Source organism: Streptomyces sp. NPDC026538, assembly GCF_055567535.1.
Genome location: NZ_JBVHQG010000007.1, coordinates 520,604 through 537,573, shown reverse-complemented (window position 1 = coordinate 537,573; position 16,970 = coordinate 520,604). Strand labels below are relative to the sequence as shown.

Genomic DNA, 16,970 nt, shown 5'->3' with positions numbered 1-16,970 from the left:
GCCGGTGACGGGCGGGTCAGGACGGCAGCGGCGCGCACAGCACGGCGGCGGGACCCTGCGTGCTGCCCATGCGGGTGGTGAAGGCGACGCCCGCGATGTACTCGCCGGCGGCACACTGGCCCTTGTAGGCGCCGTACGCGAAATCGTCGCCTCCCGCATCGGCGGGGCGGTTGTCGGACCGGTCGAACCACACCGTCCGGCCGCTCGCGCTCAGCGCGGCGCGCGCGGGCACGCACAGCACCGCCGACACCCGCTCCCCGCGGCGGCTGTAGCCGATCGCGAACTGACCTGCCGGGCACTGGAGTTTGGTGTACCCGGAGGCCCAGTCGCCGCCCGCCGGGACGTACCGCTCGTCCGTGACGACCGTCTGGGCATTGCCCGCGGCGCGCAGATCGCCCGTCGTCGCGTCCGTGCACAGGCCGCGTCCGCCGGAGTGGGCGAGGCCGATCAGCCGCAGCCCGTCGGTGCAGGCCGCCTTGTAGGCGCCCGAGTCCCAGTCGCCGGCCGCCCGTGCCCGCAGGGACTGGACCGCGTCGCCGTGGTCCGTGGCCAGCATCCGCCAGGTGGTACCCGGCGCGATGTATCCCGTGCGGCTGGGGGAGTTCAGGAGGTGGTCCCAGGCCGTGGCCCGCCAGTCGCCCCCGTCGAGGATGCCGGACCGGTGCCCGGCGGTGTCGTAGCGCAGCAGCGCCCAGTCGTCGTGGCCCTCCCAGCCGACCAGCGGCCAGTAGGCGAAGTCGGTGTCGTGGTCGGCGAAGTAGTCGGTGATGTTGCCGAACCAGGTGCGGGCGGCCGTACCCGTCTCGCCGGCGCCGATGCCGAACTCGCTGATCCACACGGGCGCGGTGTAGTGCTTGCCCTCGGTGGTGACGAAGAAGGCCTGGTCGGCGAGGACCTGGTACAGCTCGTCGCGGGTCAGGTCCTGGTAGCGGGGGTCGCTGGTCTCGCCGACGCCGGTGGCGCCGCTGTGGTGGGGGCCGGTGTAGCCGTAGAAGTGGGCGGAGTACACCAGTTTGTGGGCGTCCACCAGAGTGTGGGAGAGGGTGCGGACGGGGGTGAGGGTGGGGCGGTCGTGCGGGAAGCCGTCCACCGGTAGCCCGGTCCAGTTGATGCCCTCGATGACGATGAGCAGGTTCGGGTCGGCCTCGGTGAGGATGCGGTCGGCGGCGAGCTGGGCGGCCGCGTACCAGTCGTGGTCGTCGCCCAGCCCCCAGTTGGGGTCGTTGAGGATGTCACGGCGTACCTCGTTGTAGAGGTCGGCGCCCACGACACGGGAGTTGGCCGCGTAACGCCGGGCCATGAAGACCCAGTCGTCGGCCCACTGCTGGGTGGACCGGCTGCTGTTCCACCGCTCGTTGCCGTCGATGCCGCAGCACCAACGGGAGGTGTTGGTGTGGTTGTTGAGGATGACGGCGAAGCCCGCGCCGGTCAGGGCGGCCACCACGGCGTCGTAGACCTCCAGGGGGGTCTCACCGCGCAGCTGCGGATTCGCCGTGACCGCGGCGTCCGGTACCGGCGTCGTCGTATGGATCATCTCGTTCGAGAACGGCAGCCGGATGCTGTTGATGCCGAGCGCCTGGAAGTCCGACAGGAGCTGGGGGAGGGAGGCGCGGTCCAGGCCCAGGGGGATGCCGTAGGAGTCCTGGCCGGCGTGGTGGGCGGAGGGGTCGGAGATGCTGCCGCTTCCGGTCCAGGACCCCTGGGCACCGTCCCAGTTGGCGGCCTTCAGGCGGAAGCGGTTCCCGGCGGCGTCGACGATGTAGCGGCCCCGGGTGGACAAAGGCGGCTGCCAGGTGCCGGTGGCGGATGCGGCCGGTGCCGTGGTGACCGACCGCGGTGCGGAGGAGGCCGCGGCGGGCCGCGGTACCGCGGTCGCCGGGGTGGTGCCGGACAGGGCGAGAACCATGAGCGGTGCTGTCAGGTACGTGACAAGCTTGACGAACTTCGTGATCGACATCAGCCGTCCTCGGAGTGGATGCCGCGTGGGGGCGCCGCAATTTATCAGGGCGCGCGTCAACGGAGAAGCGGCTCCTCGGCCCCACAGGCCTCGGCCGTCCAGCCTTCCAGATCACGTTCGGGACGCAGCAGTCGGCGGACGGCGGCGGCCGAGGCCCGGTGCCAGTCGTGGCTGCGGCGGAGCATCGCGTGATCCCCGCCCCTGAGCAGCACCATTCCGGCCTGCGCCCCCGCCTCGCGGGCCTGACGTACATACGCGGCCGACTCGTGGGGCTCGGTGACCCGGTCACGGTCGCCGTGCAGGACGACGATCCGCGTTCCGGTGAGGTCGTCCACGGGGTCGCCGGGCGGGCACCAGGGCGCCAGCGCGAGCACACCGCGCACCGCGGGGTCGGCCGCCGCCCGCAGTGCGGCCCGGCCGCCCATCGAGTGGCCGACCAGCACCACGGACACGTCCCCGGCCCGGCCGCGCAGCTCGTCGAGGGCGCGCAGGGTGTCCTGGAGCGGATCGGCGGCGTCGTTCCAGCCGCGGTACCGGTAGCGCACCTGACCGACCAGCACGTCGCGGGGCGAGGAGACCGACGCGGCGGCGCTCAGGAAGGGGCGCATGCGCAGAGCCGCCGGCTGCCACGGGCGCGCCGGGCGCAGCCCCTTCTCCTGGCCGCCGTGCAGGACGAGCACCGCCGCGCGCGTCCGGTCCCGCGGTGCGCGACGCACCACCAGTGCGCTCCCACTCGCCTCGACGACCCGTCCGTCGGTCACCGCGTCCACCCCTGCTTCTCCGGCCCTGCGTGCTGCCGCCATCAAACACCGCCGGGGGAAGCCACAGCCACCGAGAAGGGCTGAGCGGACCGTGCCATCCCCGTGAACATCGGTACCGTGAACCTCGGTTAGGCTCCAGGGCGCACAGGGGACGCACAGTGGGGGTGGGGGACATGACCGAAGGTTTCAGTGAGCCCGAAAAAGAGGGCAGACCGGCGGTCCAGGCGATCGCGGCGGTGGCCGTGTTCCTGGGCGTGGTGGGAGTCCTGTGGGCTCAGAAGGCGTTCGTCCACCCGCAGGACGCGAGCAGCGCACCGGCGGCCTGCTCGAAGTCGACCGACCGGCTGCCGGCCCGGTATGTCTCGGGCGCACGGCTGTGCAAGGCGCTGAACCGCCCGGACCTTCCGGCCCTGTTGGGAACACCGCAGGAACAGGCCGAGACCGCCAGCGGCAGCGGTGACTGGATCACGCTTGCCGGGGGCACGAAGATCCCCTCGCCCGACGCCACGGTGACCCTGAAGACGTACTCCGTGAAGCTGTCGGCGTCCTACGACGATCTGTCCGTCGCCGAGGTGGGCGACCTGATGGGCGGCGCACGCAGGACGACCGTTTCGGGGCACCCGGCCGTCCTCTACTCCAGCCCGACCATCTCCATCGGCTTCAACCTCGGCGGCGGGAAGGCGACCACCGGGCCCGGCGGCACGGCGCGCTGTCTCCTGGTCTCGAAGCACACGAAGGACGACGGCAAGGGCACGTTCGAGGTCGCGATCTGGCGGCAGGACGACGTGCTGCCCGACGACACGGCTCTCGAACGGGTCGCGGAGCAGGTGTTGCAGACCGTCCCGGGCTGGAACGGGAACTGACCGACCGCCCCGCGGCCGAACGGGCTCGCCGCCGCGGCGCCCCGGAACACGGGCACTGCGGCGGCGAACCGCGGTCGGTCCGGTTCAGTCGCTCACGGTGCGACGGTCGTCGTCGAGGCGGCGGCGCCCGCGGCGGGCAGCGACGGCAGCGCGGGCACGGCGCCGAGCAGCCCGGTGACCGCGGCCAGGATGGGTCCGAGCAACCCGGTGACGGCGCTCACCACTCCGCCGAGGTCGAGCGAGGTCAGCGAGGCGAGCAGGCTGTTGACGGCGGCCTGGACGGCGTTCAGCAGGTCCGAGACGGGGTCGGCCGCCCGGGCAGCACGGCCGGTGCCGTCGGCGTCCAGCTGCCGCAGCCGCTCCTGGAGAGCGGCGCTCCATTTCCGTACTTCCGTCGCGTAGGCGGCGGCCCGGGCCGGGTCGACGCCGGTGCCGTCCGCCGTGGCGAGGTTCGGCAGCGTGTCCAGGAGCGGGGTCAGGGCGCGGTCGTACCGCGTCGTGTCCATCGCTTCGATGCGGTCCAGGAGCGTCGCGACATCGGTACCGGGCCGTGGAACCGTGTGTGCGGCACCGGTTCCCGATGCTTCACGGCCGGCGTCGGCGGCGGCAGCGGTGGCGGCGGCCGGCCCGAAGACCAGGGCGGCACAGACCAGCGGGGAGACGAGGAGGCCGCGGGAGGCTAGGGCGCGCATGGAGGTTCCTTTCGACACTGCTGTCCTTGTGCCCACCCTGGAAAGCCGCACGGGGCGCCGCAACCGGTGCCCCGGCCCGCAACCTGCCCGCCTTCCCGACGAGTCCTCTCTGACCAGGTGCTTTGCCCTGCTCCAAGGCTCCTTCCGGGTGTCGGCGGGAGGTTCGCCCGTCAGGGTGTGTACGGCGCCGCCGCCGAGAGCCGTACATGCGAAGAGCCCCGCCCCCGACGGATCGGGGGCGGGGCTCTTCGGACGGAGCGCCGGGCAGGCCTTGCACCTGCATCTCCCCACAGGAAGTGGGGCGTCTTTCCTTGGACCACCAACGCATCGCGCGTTAACCGGATTTGGAGTGCCGCGCGCAAGATCGACCTCAGCGTGGCCACAGAGCGGACACCAAATAGCGGGCAGGAAGGCTACGCCTCCGGGACCCGTGCCAGGTCGTGCAGCCAGGCCTTCGCCGAACTGTCCGACGGGGCGCGCCAGTCGCCGCGCGGAGACAGGGAGCCGCCCGCCGAGACCTTCGGGCCGTTCGGCATGGCCGAGCGCTTGAACTGGGCGAAGGCGAAGAAGCGCCGGCAGAAGTAGTCGAGCCAGTGCCGGATCTCGGCCAGGTCGTACGCCTTGCGGTCGGACTCGGGGAAGCCGGGCGGCCAGGCGCCGGCCTCCCGGTCGTGCCAGGCGTGCCAGGCCAGGAAGGCGATCTTCGACGGCCGGAACCCGTGCCGCAGCACCTGGTACAGGGTGAAGTCGTGCAGCGCGTACGGGCCGATCTTGGACTCGGTGGACTGCAGTTCCTCGCCCGGCACCAGTTCGGGGCTGATCTCCGTGTCGAGGATCGCGGCAAGGGTCTCACCGGTCCGCGGGTCGAACTGCTCGCTGCTGATCACCCAGCGGATCAGATGCTGGATCAGCGTCTTCGGCACACCGGAGTTGACGTTGTAGTGGCTCATCTGGTCGCCGACGCCGTAGGTGCACCAGCCGAGCGCCAGCTCGGAGAGGTCACCGGTGCCCAGCACGATGCCGCCGCGCTGGTTGGCGAGCCGGAAGAGGTAGTCGGTGCGCAGCCCGGCCTGGACGTTCTCGAAGGTGATGTCGTACACCGGTTCGTCGGCCGCGAACGGGTGGCCCATCTCCTTGAGCATGAGGCGTGCGGTAGGCGTGATGTCCAGCTCGGCCGCGGTCACGCCGAGCGAGTTCATCAGCTTGTGGGCGTTGCCCTTGGTGTGGTCGCCGGTGGCGAAGCCCGGCAGGGTGAAGCCCAGGATGTCGCTGCGCGGGCGGCCCGCGCGGTCCATCGCCCGGGCGGCGACGATCAGCGCGTGGGTGGAGTCGAGGCCGCCGGACACCCCGATGACCACCTTCGGGCCTCCGATCGCCGCCAGCCGCTGCTGGAGCGCCGCGACCTGGATGTTGTACGCCTCGTAGCAGTCCAGGGCGAGCCGTTCCAGGTCCGCGGGGACGAAGGGGAAACGTTCGACCCGGCGGCGCAGGCCCAGGTCGGCGGTCGGCGGGTCGAGCCGGAAGGGGACGGTACGGAAGCTGCCGGTACGTGTCGCGTGCGTACGGCGGTTGTCGTCGAACGAGCCCACCCGGGCCCGCTCCTGGCGCAGCAGGTCCAGGTCCACGTCGGCCACCGCGTACTGGTCGTCCCGCGGGAACCGGTCAGTCTCGGCGAGCAGTGCGCCGTTCTCGTAGATCATGGTCTGGCCGTCCCAGGACAGGTCCGTCGAGGACTCACCCAGCCCGGCCGCCGCGTAGACGTACGCGGCCAGACAGCGCTGCGACGCCGAGCGGCACAGCAGCTTGCGGTCCTCCGCGCGGCCGACCGTGATCGGGCTGCCCGAGAGGTTCACCAGCACGGTCGCGCCGGCCAGCGCGGCCTCCGCGCTCGGCGGCACCGGCACCCACATGTCCTCGCAGATCTCGGCGTGCAGGACCAGACCGGGGACGTCCTCCGCGTCGAACAGCAGGTCCACCCCGAACGGCACGGACTCGCCGCCGATCCGGATGGTGCCGCCCCGCTCGTCGTCGCCCGAGGCGATCTGCCGGCGCTCGTAGAACTCCCGGTAGTTCGGCGGGTACGACTTCGGTGCGACACCGAGGATCCGGCCGCGGTGCACGAACACCGCGCAGTTGTAGATCCGGTTGCGGTGGCGCAGCGGGGCGCCGACGACGAGGACCGGCAGCAGCCCGGCCGAACCGGCCGCCACCGTAGCGAGGGCCTCCTCGACCTGGTCGAGCACCACGTCCTGGAGCAGCAGGTCCTCGATCGAGTAACCGGTCAGGCCGAGCTCGGGGAAGACGGCCACGGCGACGCCGTCCTCGGCGCAGCGGCGGGCCTGGCGCAGGACCGCCTCGGCGTTGGCGAGGGGGTCGGCGATGACGGTGTGGCCGGTGCACGCGGCGACCCGCGCGAAGCCGTGCTCATAGATCGACCAGAAGTTCAACGGGGGCTTCCTCGGGAGAGACGGACACGGTGCGGATGCCGGACGGACGGCGTCGCCGTACCCGGGCACCCTCTCCTTCGGCGGTCCGGCGAACCTCCTGCTCCAAGAAGCATAGATCGGCGGTGATCCGTGCTGACCAGGGGATTCCCGGCGAGCCGCGGGGCCGTCGACCGGGCGGGAGGGGGCACAAGGGTCACAGGGGCATGGTGTCCAGAAGATCGGCGGCCATCCGGCGGGCCGGGACCTCGGTCTCGGCGGCGACCCGGTGGAACGTGGTCTCCGCCCGGCGGGCCGGCCAGTCGGGCGGCAGGTGCCGGACGGGCAGCCGGGGGTCGGTGCGGATGATGCCCAGCCATTCGCTGACCAGGCGCAGCCGGGTGACGACCGGGTCGTCATCGGGTCCGGCACGCCACGCCTCCCAGCGGGTGTGGAAGTCCTCGTAACGGGCGGCGATCGACGCCAGGTCCCAGGTGTCGCGGATCATGAGGTCGATGTCCGTGGCCCCGTCGGCCAGCGCGTGGAAGATCTTGACGTGCGCGGAGAGCCCCAGTTCGGCGACGACGCCGGAGACGTCCACCCGGCCGGGCGCGATCCACAGCCCGCTGTACAGCGGCCCGAACCCCGACCAGCCGAGCTGCGAGCGCAGGTCGTGCCGCTGGCGCTGCCAGGACTCCGGCAGCGAGAAGCCGAGCAGGGTCCAGGAGCCGTCCCAGTCGTCGTTGACCGCGCCCGTCTGCCAGATGCGCTGCCGGCCGTCGTGCAGGATCTGCGTGGCGAGCGGTGTCAGCCCGAAGTACGTCTTGCGCCCCTGCCGTTGGCGTTGCAGGAGGTTCCTGTGGACCATCCGGGTGAGCGTGGAGCGCACGGCCTGTTCGCCGACGTCCGCCCGGCCCAGGACCGTGATGATGCTGCCCGAGTAGACGCCCAGCGGGCCCCGCTCCAGTACATGGTTGCCGAAGAAGGCGAGCAGCAGCGACTGCGGACGGGGCTGCGGGGAGTCCAGGGGCTCTGGCACGGTCTCGGCGTTCACGTGCGCAAGATTACGGCCACCGGGCGGGCGTACGACGGGCCCGGTGATCTCGCTTCCGGTACTGGTCACGGGGTGGGGCGGACGGGGCCGCGGTGGTACGGCAGGACCGTTCAGTTCGCCCTGTACCGCTCCGCTGGAGCGCGGCCGTCGAGGAACGGGCCCGGCGTGCGGTGGCCGCGGCCGTCGAGCGGTTGGACGAGGACCGCACCGAGCCGCACGAGGTCGTCCTCACCCCGCGCCTCGTCGTTCGCGGGACCATCGCCGAACCCCGCTGACGTCCGGACGCCCCGGCGACCCGCCCGTGTGGCCGAGTCCCACCCCGGCCCGTGCGCGGGCGTCGCCGGGGTGGGGAGGCCGGAGGCCCGCTGCGCTACGCCGCCGTGCCGCCGTTGTAGTCGCTGTCGAACGTGGTCTCGACGGTCGTGGCCACCGACTGGGCCACCCCCGTGCCGGTCAGGATGATGCCCAGCTCCCGGTTGCTGGACAGGGAGTTGCTGCTGATGTTCATGGAGCCGGCCTCCACCTCCTGGGTGGACAGGCCGTAGTCGGCGACCATGGCCTTGGCGTGGATGTAGAAGCCGTCGGGGTCGGAGTAGCCGACGACCGTGCCGCCGGCGTCCTCGATCTCGGAGACCTCGCTGGAGTAGTCGCCCGGCGTCTCCAGAACGATCCGCACCTTCACGCCCGCCTCGGCCCTGGCCACGATCGCGTTGACCACCGTGCTGTCGCTGAACTCCAGTTCCTCGACGTCGAGCGTCTTGGTGGCCGCGTTGATCACGGACAGCAGCCGGCTCCGGGAGTCGGTGGGGGACCAGAGCAGGTGGTCGCCGTCGGTGGGGGTGACCGAGGTGCCGGCGTAGTCGGCGGCGAACACCTTCTCGATGGCGGCGACATCGCGGGTGTCGTCGGTGAACACCCCGTAGTCCCGGCCGGTCGAGTAGTACTGCGAGGTCAGGTTGCCGGTCAGGACCAGTGACTTGGTGGCGTCCACCGTGATGGTCTTCTGGTGCGTGTAGACGAAACTGGACGGCGACCACACCACACCCACGCCCGCCTTGGTCAGGGCGCTGTACGCGGAACTGTTGGCGCTCTGGTGCGCCCGGTCCAGGACCACCCGCACGGTGACGCCCTTGTTCTTCAGGGCTATGAGGTCGTTGACGGCCGTGGTGTCCTCCAGCTCGTACATCGTCATGTCGAGCGAGCTGGTGGCCGAGTTGATGAAGTCGTAGATCGTGGGCTCGCTGCTGCTGAGCGAGAAGGCGAACGCGGTGTAGCTCGCGGCGTTCGCGGGGACCGCGGCGGCGATCACGGCCGCGCCGGCCGCCAGGGCGACACCGGCGCGACCGAGAATCTTCGACAGCATGCGTGACTCCTAGTCGAGTTGACGCTCACGTGGGGGGTGGGTGAGCGTGCGCATGACACCACGCGCGTAGACCGCCGAGGAAGGGGAGCCCGGTGAACTCGCCGTTACCTGTGAGCCATAGGGGCGGACAATGCGGACTCCGCACAGGTCGGCGCCGGTTCATGGGCGTCCCGCGAGAACGCAAAATCTTCGTAGCCGGGCCCGGCGGGCAGTCCGTCGGAGACCGGGGAGCGGTGGCCGGGGGCCCGGGTCGGCAGGGGCTTGCCGAGGCCCGTGCGGTACGGCGGGATCGCCGGGCCCACCCGGGAGCGGGACCCGGGAGGCGGAGCCCCGCGCCGACACCCGGCTGCCGCCCGCCCCCTTGCCCGCCCGCGCCGACACCCGGCCCGCGCCGGCACCCGGCCCCGGTCAGCCCGCCCGCCCGCGCCGGCACCCGGTCGGCCCGCCCGCGCCGGCGCCCGGCCTCGGCCGGCCCGCCTGCCCGCGCCGACACCCGGCCGGACCGCCCGCGCCGGCACCCGGCCCGCCCGCCCGCGTCGGCGCGTGGCCCCGGACCGCCCGCGTCGGCGCCTGGCCCCGGATCGCCCGCGGCCGGGCGGCCGGCGGGGCAGGTCAGTAGGCGTGCGGTGGGACCGGTCGGCGTGCGGTGGGACCGGTCAGTAATGGAGAAGCGCTAGTGTTCCACCCCGGCTAGCGTGGCGGCCGTCGACGGAGGCCCCGCGCAGCGGATGGAGACGGGTTTGAGCATGGCCGGAAAGACAGAGACGCAGGCGTCCACGCCGCACGTGGCGGACAGCCACGACCTGATCCGTGTGCACGGCGCGCGAGAGAACAACCTCAAGGACGTCAGCATCGAGATCCCGAAGCGCCGGCTGACGGTCTTCACCGGAGTCTCCGGCTCGGGCAAGAGCTCACTGGTGTTCGACACCATCGCCGCCGAGTCGCAGCGGCTGATCAACGAGACCTACCCAGCCTTCGTCCAGGGCTTCATGCCCAACCTGGCCCGCCCCGAGGTCGACGTCCTCGACGGACTGACCACCGCGATCATCGTGGACCAGCAGCGGATGGGCGGCGACCCCCGCTCCACCGTCGGCACCGCCACCGACGCCAACGCACTGCTGCGGATCCTCTTCAGCCGGCTCGGCAAGCCGCACATAGGCTCGCCCAAGGCGTTCTCCTTCAACATCGCCTCCATCAGCGGGGCCGGCGCCGTCACCGTCGAACGCGGCGGACAGCAGGTCAAGGAGCGCCGCAGCTTCAGCATCACCGGCGGCATGTGCCCGCGCTGCGAGGGCCGCGGCGCCGTCACCGACCTCGACCTCGGCCAGCTCTACGACGACACCAAGTCCCTCAACGAGGGCGCGATCACCGTCCCCGGCTACAAGGGCGGCGGCTGGAACTCCCGCCTCTACACCGAGTCCGGCTTCTTCGACCCGGACAAGCCGATCAGGAAGTTCACCAAGAAGGAACTGCACGACTTCCTGCACCGCGAGCCGACCCGGATGAAGATCGCGGGCATCAACATGACCTACGAAGGTCTGATCCCGCGCATCCAGAAGTCGATGCTCTCCAAGGACAAGGAGTCGATGCAGCCGCACATCCGCGAGTTCGTGGAGCGGGCGGTCACCTTCGCCACCTGCCCCGAGTGCGACGGCACCCGCCTGAGCGAGGGCGCCCGCTCCTCGAAGATCGCCGGGATCAGCATCGCCGACGCCTGCGCGATGCAGATCAGCGACCTGGCCGCATGGGTCAAGGACCTCGACGAGCCGTCGGTGGCGCCGCTCCTCACGACGCTCCGCGACACCCTGGAGTCGTTCGTGGAGATCGGCCTCGGCTATCTCTCGCTGGACCGGCCGGCGGGCACCCTGTCCGGTGGCGAGGCGCAGCGCACCAAGATGATCCGCCACCTCGGCTCCTCGCTCACCGACGCCACCTACGTCTTCGACGAGCCCACCACCGGCCTGCACCCGCACGACATCCAGCGCATGAACGGCCTGCTGCTGCAACTGCGCGACAAGGGCAACACCGTCCTCGTCGTCGAGCACAAGCCCGAGGTCATCGCGATCGCCGACCACGTCGTCGACCTCGGCCCCGGCGCCGGCGTGGGCGGCGGCACCGTCTGCTTCGAGGGCACCGTCGAGGGCCTCCGCAAGGCCGGCACCATCACCGGCCGGCACATCGACGACCGGGCCACCCTGAAGGAGACCGTCCGCAAGCCCACCGGGGCGCTGGAGATCCGCGGCGCGAGCACCCACAACCTCCAGGGCGTCGACGTCGACGTCCCGCTCGGGGTCCTGACCGTCGTCACCGGCGTCGCCGGGTCCGGCAAGAGCTCCCTGGTGCACGGCTCGATCCCGGCCGGCGCCGGGGTGATCTCCGTCGACCAGGGCGCCATCCGCGGCTCCCGGCGCAGCAACCCGGCGACGTACACCGGGCTCCTCGAACCGATCCGCAAGGCCTTCGCCAAGGAGAACGGCGTCAAGCCGGCCCTGTTCAGCCCCAACTCCGAGGGCGCCTGCCCCACCTGCAACGGCGCCGGCGTCATCTACACCGACCTGGCGATGATGGCCGGCGTGGCCACCACCTGTGAGGACTGCGAGGGGAAGCGGTTCGAGAGGTCGGTGCTCGACTACGCACTCCACGGCCGCGACATCAGCGAGGTGCTGGCCCTGTCGGTGAACGAGGCCGTGGTGTTCTTCGCGGCGGACGAGGCGAACGTCCCGGCCGCCCAGCGGATCGCCCAGCGCCTCCAGGACGTCGGCCTCGGCTACCTCACCATCGGCCAGCCGCTCACCACCCTGTCCGGCGGCGAGCGCCAGCGCCTCAAGCTGGCCACGCACATGGCCGACAAGGGTGGCGTCTACGTCCTCGACGAGCCGACCGCGGGCCTGCACCTCGCCGACGTCGAGCAACTCCTCGGCCTGCTCGACCGGCTGGTCGACGCCGGTAAGTCCGTCATCGTCGTCGAGCATCACCAGGCGGTCATGGCCCACGCCGACTGGATCATCGACCTCGGCCCCGGGGCCGGCCATGACGGCGGGCGGATCGTCTTCGAGGGCACCCCGGCCGACCTGGTGGCCGCCCGCAAGACCCTCACCGCCGAGCACCTCGCGGAGTACGTCGGCGCCTGACACCCCGGCCCGCCGCCAGGCGCGGGAACACGGCCGCGGACGTGTTCCCGCGCCCCGCTCCGTGACACCCACGAGAGCCCGGCCATGACGCCGGAAACACGCGTACGGGGGCGCGGAAGTATGAACATTCAAACATGAATGGTTACATTGCGCGCATGACCACGACGCCACGCTGGCTGAACCCCGAGGAACGACGGGCGTGGCTCGCCTACGTCCAGTTCTCCACCCACCTGTCCGACCACCTCAACCGCCAGCTGCGGCGCGACGCGGGCATGACCCACGCCGACTACACCCTGCTCGCCCACCTGTCCTCGGTCACGGATCACAGCCTGACCATGTCCGAGCTGGCCGAACGCCTGAAGATCACCCGGAGTCGGCTCACCCACGCCGTGACCCGCCTTCAGGAGGCCGGTTACGTCGACCGCCGTGAGGACCCCGGCAACCGCCGCAACCAGTTCGCCGTCCTCACCGAGGAGGGCATGCGCCTCCTGGAGCGCGCGGCCCCCGGCCACGTGGAGGCTGTCCGCCGGGCCGTCTTCGACGCCCTGACCCCCGAGCAGGTGGCTGAGTTCGCCGCGGTCGGGGAGGCGATCAACGCCGCGCTCCAGCGGATGGACGCCGACAGCGGCGAGCAGGAGGCGCTGCCCTGGCGTCGACGCTAGGAGACGGCGTCGGCTCGCGCCGAGGGCCCGCATGCGGAAGCCCCGAGGCCGCCGCAGACGGGAAGGTCCGCGGCGGCCCCGGGGCTCGCGTCAGGTCAGTCCTGGTCCTGGCTCTCCGGGGCGAGCAGGATCGCGGTGTGGGCGTGGTGCGCGACGGCATCGCTGACCCGCGGGTCGAACAGCGCCTGGGCGGCGCTGCGGTGGTGCGGGCTCAGCACGATGAGATCGGCGCCGAACTCCTCGGCGGTCTCCGAGATGGCGGCGGCGACCTGGGTGGTGAGCCCCCTCAGAAGGGTTCCCTCGGCTTTGACGCCCTGGTCCCGGAGGGCGGCGAGCGCCTCGTCGAGAACGGCCTGGGCCTCGGTGTCGCCTTCCAGCGGGACGACCGCCGCGACGGAGGCGGCGGAGGCGATGACGTGTACGACTCGGACCTCGGCGTTCGCGAGCTGCGCCAGCTCGCCGGCCAGCCGTACGGCGGAGCGGCGGGCGGGGCTGGGATCGACGGCGACGAGGATGCGCTGGAACACGGACACGGTACTTCCCCTTTCGGGGCGCGGAAGGTCCACTCGGTGGTCTGGGACGCCGGGTGCCGGCGTGACGGCTCGGCGCGTCCGGCGCCGAACGAGTTCTTCCGTCCCCATGGTGTGATCATCTCACCACCGGTCGGCGCGAGGGACAGTGATCCATGTAACAGCCACTGAACTGCGGGAGGCCGGCCGGTGCCGGCCCTGCGGGCGAACGCGGCGCCCGCTGTCGCCGCGCCCGCGCGCCGTCGCGGTCAGGGCATGGTGAGGTCGATGGCGCGGTCGAGCGCCTCGCGGTGGAGGACCCGGTGGATGCCTTCGAGGAGGTAGTAGTCGGCGTAGGGGAGGGAGACCTCGATGCCGTCCTCGGCGGGCCGGTTGCGGGTGCAGCGGGCGACGACGGCGTCCGCCCGGGTGGAGGCCCTGGTCAGGCAGGTCTGTGCGAGCGCGGTCAGCAGCCGCAGCGCGACGCCGCGGTACTTCTCGTGGCCGGTCGCGGCGGCCAGGTCGAGGAGGCCGCAGGCCATGATGGCTCCGGCCGACGCGTCCTTGATGTCGTGGGGGTGCTGGGGTGCCCGGTAGTCCCAGACCGGCACGTGGTCGGGGGTGAGCACGCCGATGGCGTAGTCGGCGAGACGCGTCGCCGTGGTGAGGAACCGGGGGTCGGCGGTACGGCGGTAGAGGGTGGTGAATCCGTAGATCCCCCAGGCCTGTCCGCGGGACCAGCAGGAGGTGGGGCTGTAGCCCTGGACGGTGTTGGGGCCGATGGGGGCGCCGGTTGCCGGGTCGAGGTCCCAGACGTGCGGGGTGGAACCGTCGGCCCGTGGGAAGAGGCGCTGGGCGGTCTCGGCGTGGGCGACGGCGATGTCGAGATAGGCGGTGTCGCCGGTCTGCTGCGTGGCGAAGACGAGCAGATCGAGGTTCATCATCGTGTCCATGATGATGCGCCCGGCGTTGGCGGGGTCGTCCAGCGCGCCCCAGGCGCGCAGGAACCGGCCGCGCGGGTTGTAGCGCCGGCTGAGCGAGTCGGCCGCCTGGATGGCGCCGGTGCGCCACTGGTCGTCTCCGGTCAGCCGCCAGGCGGTGACCCAGGAGGGGGTGAACAGGAAACCGAGGTCGTGGGTGGTGGTGTCGGTGCGGCGCGGGGCGAGCTTGCGGGCGGAGTCCAGGGCGAGGGTGCGGAACCGGTCGTCGTCGGTGTGGAGCCAGCACATCCACAGGGTGCCGGGCCAGAAGCCGCCGACCCAGTCGCCGTTCTGGGAGTAGGTCCACTTCTCGAACTTGGTCACGACGGGGAAGCCGCTGACGCCGGGTGCGACGGCGCGGACCTTCTCGACCGCGTAGTCGGCGGCGGCCCTGAGGATGTGCGTGGTGGCGGCCGGGGCGTGCCCGGCCTCGGCGTGCGCGGGCAGAGGTGCGCTGGCGTAGGCGGCCGCGGCGCCGCCGGCCGTGGCCAGCACGGCCCGCCGGGAGATGGACATGACTGCCTGCCTCTCCAACTGGACTGTGATGCACAGAAGTTGAAGGAGTGTGGCATGCAGGCTCAGACCATGTACACCCATGTGCATGATGTTCATATGGGTGAATGCGCGTGCTGCGCGCTGGGGACCGGACCGCCCGGACCGCCCCCACGTCGAACACACGCAACCCCGCTCTCGACTCCAGGCGTTCGGCCGGCACTCGCGTCGCCGCACGGGGGCCGGTGGGTCACTCGTCCACGCCGTGAGGGTCGGCAGCGCTGTCCTGGTCGTGATCGGTGGCGAGGGCGACGTGCCGCCAGGTGTCCATCTCCTTGCGGAAGGTGTCCAGTTTGGCGTCGAAGGCTTGCAGGGTGTCGGCTCCGAGCGGGAGGCGCAGGGGCGGCTCGGGGGTGGCGGCCATCTCGACGATGGCGCGCGCGGCCTTGACCGGGTCGCCGGGCTGGGCGTGGTTCAGGCTCGCGGCGGCGGTACGCATCGCGCCGACCGTGGGGGCGTAGTCGTCGATGGTGGCGGGACCGGTGTGCAGGCTGGCGGGGTCGAGGAAGTCGGTGCGGAAGAAGCCTGGTTCCACGAGGGTGACGTGGATGCCGAGGGGGGCCAGTTCGGTGTGGAGGGTCTCGGTGAAGCCTTCGACGGCGAACTTCGTGGAGGCGTAGACGCCCCAGCCGGGCGCGGTGGCGAAGCCCACGATGGAGCTGATGTTGATCACGTGGCCGGAGCGCCGGCGGCGCATCACCGGCAGTACGGCGCGTTGGACGGCGAGTGGACCGAACACGTTGGTCTCGTACACCGCGCGTACCGCGGCGTCGTCGGACTCTTCGACGGCGGCGAGCAGACCGGTGCCGGCGTTGTTGACCAGGACGTCGATCCGGCCGAACCGCTCGACCGCCGCGTCGACGCCGGCGTGGATGCTCCGCGGGTCGGTCACGTCCAGCGCCATGGTGAGCAGCATGTCGCCGGCGTCGGGAAAGCGCTCGCGGACGGTCTCGGCCTTCCGCGCGGTCGCGACGACCTGGTGGCCGGCGGCGAGGGCGGCACGGGTGATCTCCAGGCCGAGGCCGCGGGACGATCCGGTGATGAACCAAACGCTCATTGTCTTCTCCGGTGTTCAGGCAGTGGGCAGGTCGAAGGCCGTGCGGTTCTGCGCGATGAAGCCCTCGACGTCGAGGGGGTCGCTGCCGCCGATCGTCTTCACGAGGTCGTTGGTGCCGGCGAAGACGCCGTTGCGGTAGTCGACGGCCACGGCGAGCAGGTGCTGGATGAGGTGGTCGGGCGCGCCGCGCCTGCGCAGGATGGCGGCGAATTCGTCGAGTTCGATGGGCACGTAGGTGACGTCACGGCCCAGCGCCCGAGACATCCTCTCGGCGATCTCGTAGTGGTCGAGTTCCTCGGCTCCGTACAGCGGGTAGATCTGGCCGGCGTGCGGGGCGGGGTCTTCCAGGACGGCCGCGATCACCTTCGCCTGGTCGCTCTCCGCGATGGGGGCGTGGCGTCCGTCGGCGAACGGCAGGCGCAGTTCGCCGGTTCCGTCGGCCCAGGTGTCGATCAGCCACTGGGCGAAGAAGGTCGGTCGGATGTGGGTGACGGGGACCGGGGCGTGGTCCAGGACGCGTTCGGCGACCCAGTGCTGGCGTGCCGCGTCGCTGGCGGTGTTGCGGCGGGCGGAGATCTGGGACATGTTCACGATCGCCTGGACGTCGTTCTCCTCCGCCGCCTGGGCCACGTTCGCGGTGGCGTCCATCAGGCCGGGGCGGATCGGATAGGTGAAGTACAGGGCGTCGATCCCCTTGGTCGCCCGGGACAGGGAGTCCAGGTCGAGGACGTCGCCTTCCACGACGTCGGCTCCGAGGGCGGCGAGCCGCTCGGCGCGCGAGTCGAGGCCGCGGACGAGTGCGCGGACACGGTGACCGCGCTGGAGCAGGAGTTCGGTGGCGTGGCCGCCGGTCTTGCCGGTGGCCCCGATCACGAGGAGGTTGCGTTCCATGCTGATGATCTCCGTTTGTCGAGAGGGAGCTGGTGGGAGTCCAGCGTCAGTCCGTCACGCGGATGTCGCAGAAGA

Annotated in this window: 14 protein-coding genes; 4 read left to right on the top strand and 10 right to left on the bottom strand. The window is 71.6% G+C overall.

What is annotated here, in order from left to right; all coding sequences use genetic code 11:
• Positions 1-16 precede the first annotated feature (16 nt).
• A complete protein-coding gene (locus ACZ4N4_RS29180) occupies positions 17-1,957 on the bottom strand; it encodes a glycoside hydrolase family 5 protein (protein WP_467594207.1) in 1,941 nt (646 codons plus the stop codon).
• 56 nt (positions 1,958-2,013) lie between these two features.
• Positions 2,014-2,718: an alpha/beta fold hydrolase gene (locus tag ACZ4N4_RS29175; protein WP_467594204.1), complete on the bottom strand. Its 705-nt coding sequence runs from the start codon at positions 2,716-2,718 to the stop codon at positions 2,014-2,016.
• A 173-nt stretch (positions 2,719-2,891) separates the two neighbouring features.
• Between ACZ4N4_RS29175 and ACZ4N4_RS29170 the strand changes: the two genes are divergently transcribed.
• Positions 2,892-3,581: a DUF6215 domain-containing protein gene (locus ACZ4N4_RS29170; RefSeq protein ID WP_467594201.1), complete on the top strand. Its 690-nt coding sequence runs from the start codon at positions 2,892-2,894 to the stop codon at positions 3,579-3,581.
• A 92-nt stretch (positions 3,582-3,673) separates the two neighbouring features.
• On the opposite strand, the gene ACZ4N4_RS29165 is transcribed toward ACZ4N4_RS29170, so the two are convergent.
• From ACZ4N4_RS29165 to ACZ4N4_RS29155, 3 genes are all read right to left on the bottom strand, one after another.
• The gene (locus tag ACZ4N4_RS29165) at positions 3,674-4,273 is read right to left on the bottom strand and encodes a hypothetical protein (RefSeq protein ID WP_467594198.1); all 600 of its coding nucleotides are present in this window, start codon (positions 4,271-4,273) and stop codon (positions 3,674-3,676) included.
• A gap of 413 nt (positions 4,274-4,686) precedes the next feature.
• Positions 4,687-6,720, bottom strand: coding sequence for an NAD(+) synthase (locus ACZ4N4_RS29160; RefSeq protein WP_453576895.1), 2,034 nt, complete (start codon positions 6,718-6,720; stop codon positions 4,687-4,689).
• Positions 6,721-6,913: 193 nt separating this feature from the next.
• Positions 6,914-7,750 (bottom strand): PaaX family transcriptional regulator, encoded by an 837-nt coding sequence (locus tag ACZ4N4_RS29155; RefSeq protein ID WP_467594196.1) that lies wholly within the window; start codon positions 7,748-7,750, stop codon positions 6,914-6,916.
• A gap of 92 nt (positions 7,751-7,842) precedes the next feature.
• Here ACZ4N4_RS29155 and ACZ4N4_RS29150 point away from each other — a divergent pair, with 92 nt between their 5' ends.
• The gene (locus tag ACZ4N4_RS29150; RefSeq protein WP_467594193.1) at positions 7,843-8,025 is read left to right on the top strand and encodes a hypothetical protein; all 183 of its coding nucleotides are present in this window, start codon (positions 7,843-7,845) and stop codon (positions 8,023-8,025) included.
• 95 nt (positions 8,026-8,120) lie between these two features.
• On the opposite strand, the gene ACZ4N4_RS29145 is transcribed toward ACZ4N4_RS29150, so the two are convergent.
• Positions 8,121-9,113: a phospholipase D-like domain-containing protein gene (locus ACZ4N4_RS29145; RefSeq protein ID WP_467594191.1), complete on the bottom strand. Its 993-nt coding sequence runs from the start codon at positions 9,111-9,113 to the stop codon at positions 8,121-8,123.
• A gap of 746 nt (positions 9,114-9,859) precedes the next feature.
• On the opposite strand from ACZ4N4_RS29145, the gene ACZ4N4_RS29140 reads away from it, so the two are divergent.
• Together ACZ4N4_RS29140 and ACZ4N4_RS29135 are read left to right on the top strand one after the other, a co-directional pair.
• The gene (locus ACZ4N4_RS29140; RefSeq protein WP_467594189.1) at positions 9,860-12,244 is read left to right on the top strand and encodes an ATP-binding cassette domain-containing protein; all 2,385 of its coding nucleotides are present in this window, start codon (positions 9,860-9,862) and stop codon (positions 12,242-12,244) included.
• Positions 12,245-12,399: 155 nt separating this feature from the next.
• Positions 12,400-12,906, top strand: a complete 507-nt coding sequence (locus tag ACZ4N4_RS29135; protein WP_453576906.1) for a MarR family winged helix-turn-helix transcriptional regulator — start codon at positions 12,400-12,402, stop codon at positions 12,904-12,906.
• 95 nt (positions 12,907-13,001) lie between these two features.
• Here ACZ4N4_RS29135 and ACZ4N4_RS29130 read toward each other — a convergent pair whose 3' ends face one another.
• The 4 genes from ACZ4N4_RS29130 to ACZ4N4_RS29115 all read right to left on the bottom strand — a co-directional run bounded on the left by ACZ4N4_RS29130 (position 13,002) and on the right by ACZ4N4_RS29115 (position 16,895).
• Positions 13,002-13,439, bottom strand: coding sequence for a universal stress protein (locus ACZ4N4_RS29130; protein WP_467594184.1), 438 nt, complete (start codon positions 13,437-13,439; stop codon positions 13,002-13,004).
• Between the two features lie 245 nt (positions 13,440-13,684).
• On the bottom strand, positions 13,685-14,911 hold the full coding sequence (locus ACZ4N4_RS29125) for a glycoside hydrolase family 88 protein (RefSeq protein ID WP_467594181.1): 1,227 nt from the start codon (positions 14,909-14,911) through the stop codon (positions 13,685-13,687).
• Between the two features lie 226 nt (positions 14,912-15,137).
• A complete protein-coding gene (locus ACZ4N4_RS29120; RefSeq protein WP_467594179.1) occupies positions 15,138-16,004 on the bottom strand; it encodes an oxidoreductase in 867 nt (288 codons plus the stop codon).
• Between the two features lie 15 nt (positions 16,005-16,019).
• Positions 16,020-16,895: an NmrA family NAD(P)-binding protein gene (locus ACZ4N4_RS29115; protein ID WP_467594176.1), complete on the bottom strand. Its 876-nt coding sequence runs from the start codon at positions 16,893-16,895 to the stop codon at positions 16,020-16,022.
• Positions 16,896-16,970 lie beyond the last annotated feature (75 nt).

Coding starts and splice junctions, on each gene's coding strand:
- ACZ4N4_RS29145 (WP_467594191.1), bottom strand. CDS start 9,113: ATGCTGTCGAAGATTCTCGGTCGCGCCGGTGTCGCCCTGGCGGCCGGC.
- ACZ4N4_RS29180 (WP_467594207.1), bottom strand. CDS start 1,957: ATGTCGATCACGAAGTTCGTCAAGCTTGTCACGTACCTGACAGCACCG.
- ACZ4N4_RS29120 (WP_467594179.1), bottom strand. CDS start 16,004: ATGAGCGTTTGGTTCATCACCGGATCGTCCCGCGGCCTCGGCCTGGAG.
- ACZ4N4_RS29115 (WP_467594176.1), bottom strand. CDS start 16,895: ATGGAACGCAACCTCCTCGTGATCGGGGCCACCGGCAAGACCGGCGGC.
- ACZ4N4_RS29135 (WP_453576906.1), top strand. CDS start 12,400: ATGACCACGACGCCACGCTGGCTGAACCCCGAGGAACGACGGGCGTGG.
- ACZ4N4_RS29170 (WP_467594201.1), top strand. CDS start 2,892: ATGACCGAAGGTTTCAGTGAGCCCGAAAAAGAGGGCAGACCGGCGGTC.
- ACZ4N4_RS29140 (WP_467594189.1), top strand. CDS start 9,860: ATGGCCGGAAAGACAGAGACGCAGGCGTCCACGCCGCACGTGGCGGAC.
- ACZ4N4_RS29165 (WP_467594198.1), bottom strand. CDS start 4,273: ATGCGCGCCCTAGCCTCCCGCGGCCTCCTCGTCTCCCCGCTGGTCTGT.
- ACZ4N4_RS29125 (WP_467594181.1), bottom strand. CDS start 14,911: ATGTCCATCTCCCGGCGGGCCGTGCTGGCCACGGCCGGCGGCGCCGCG.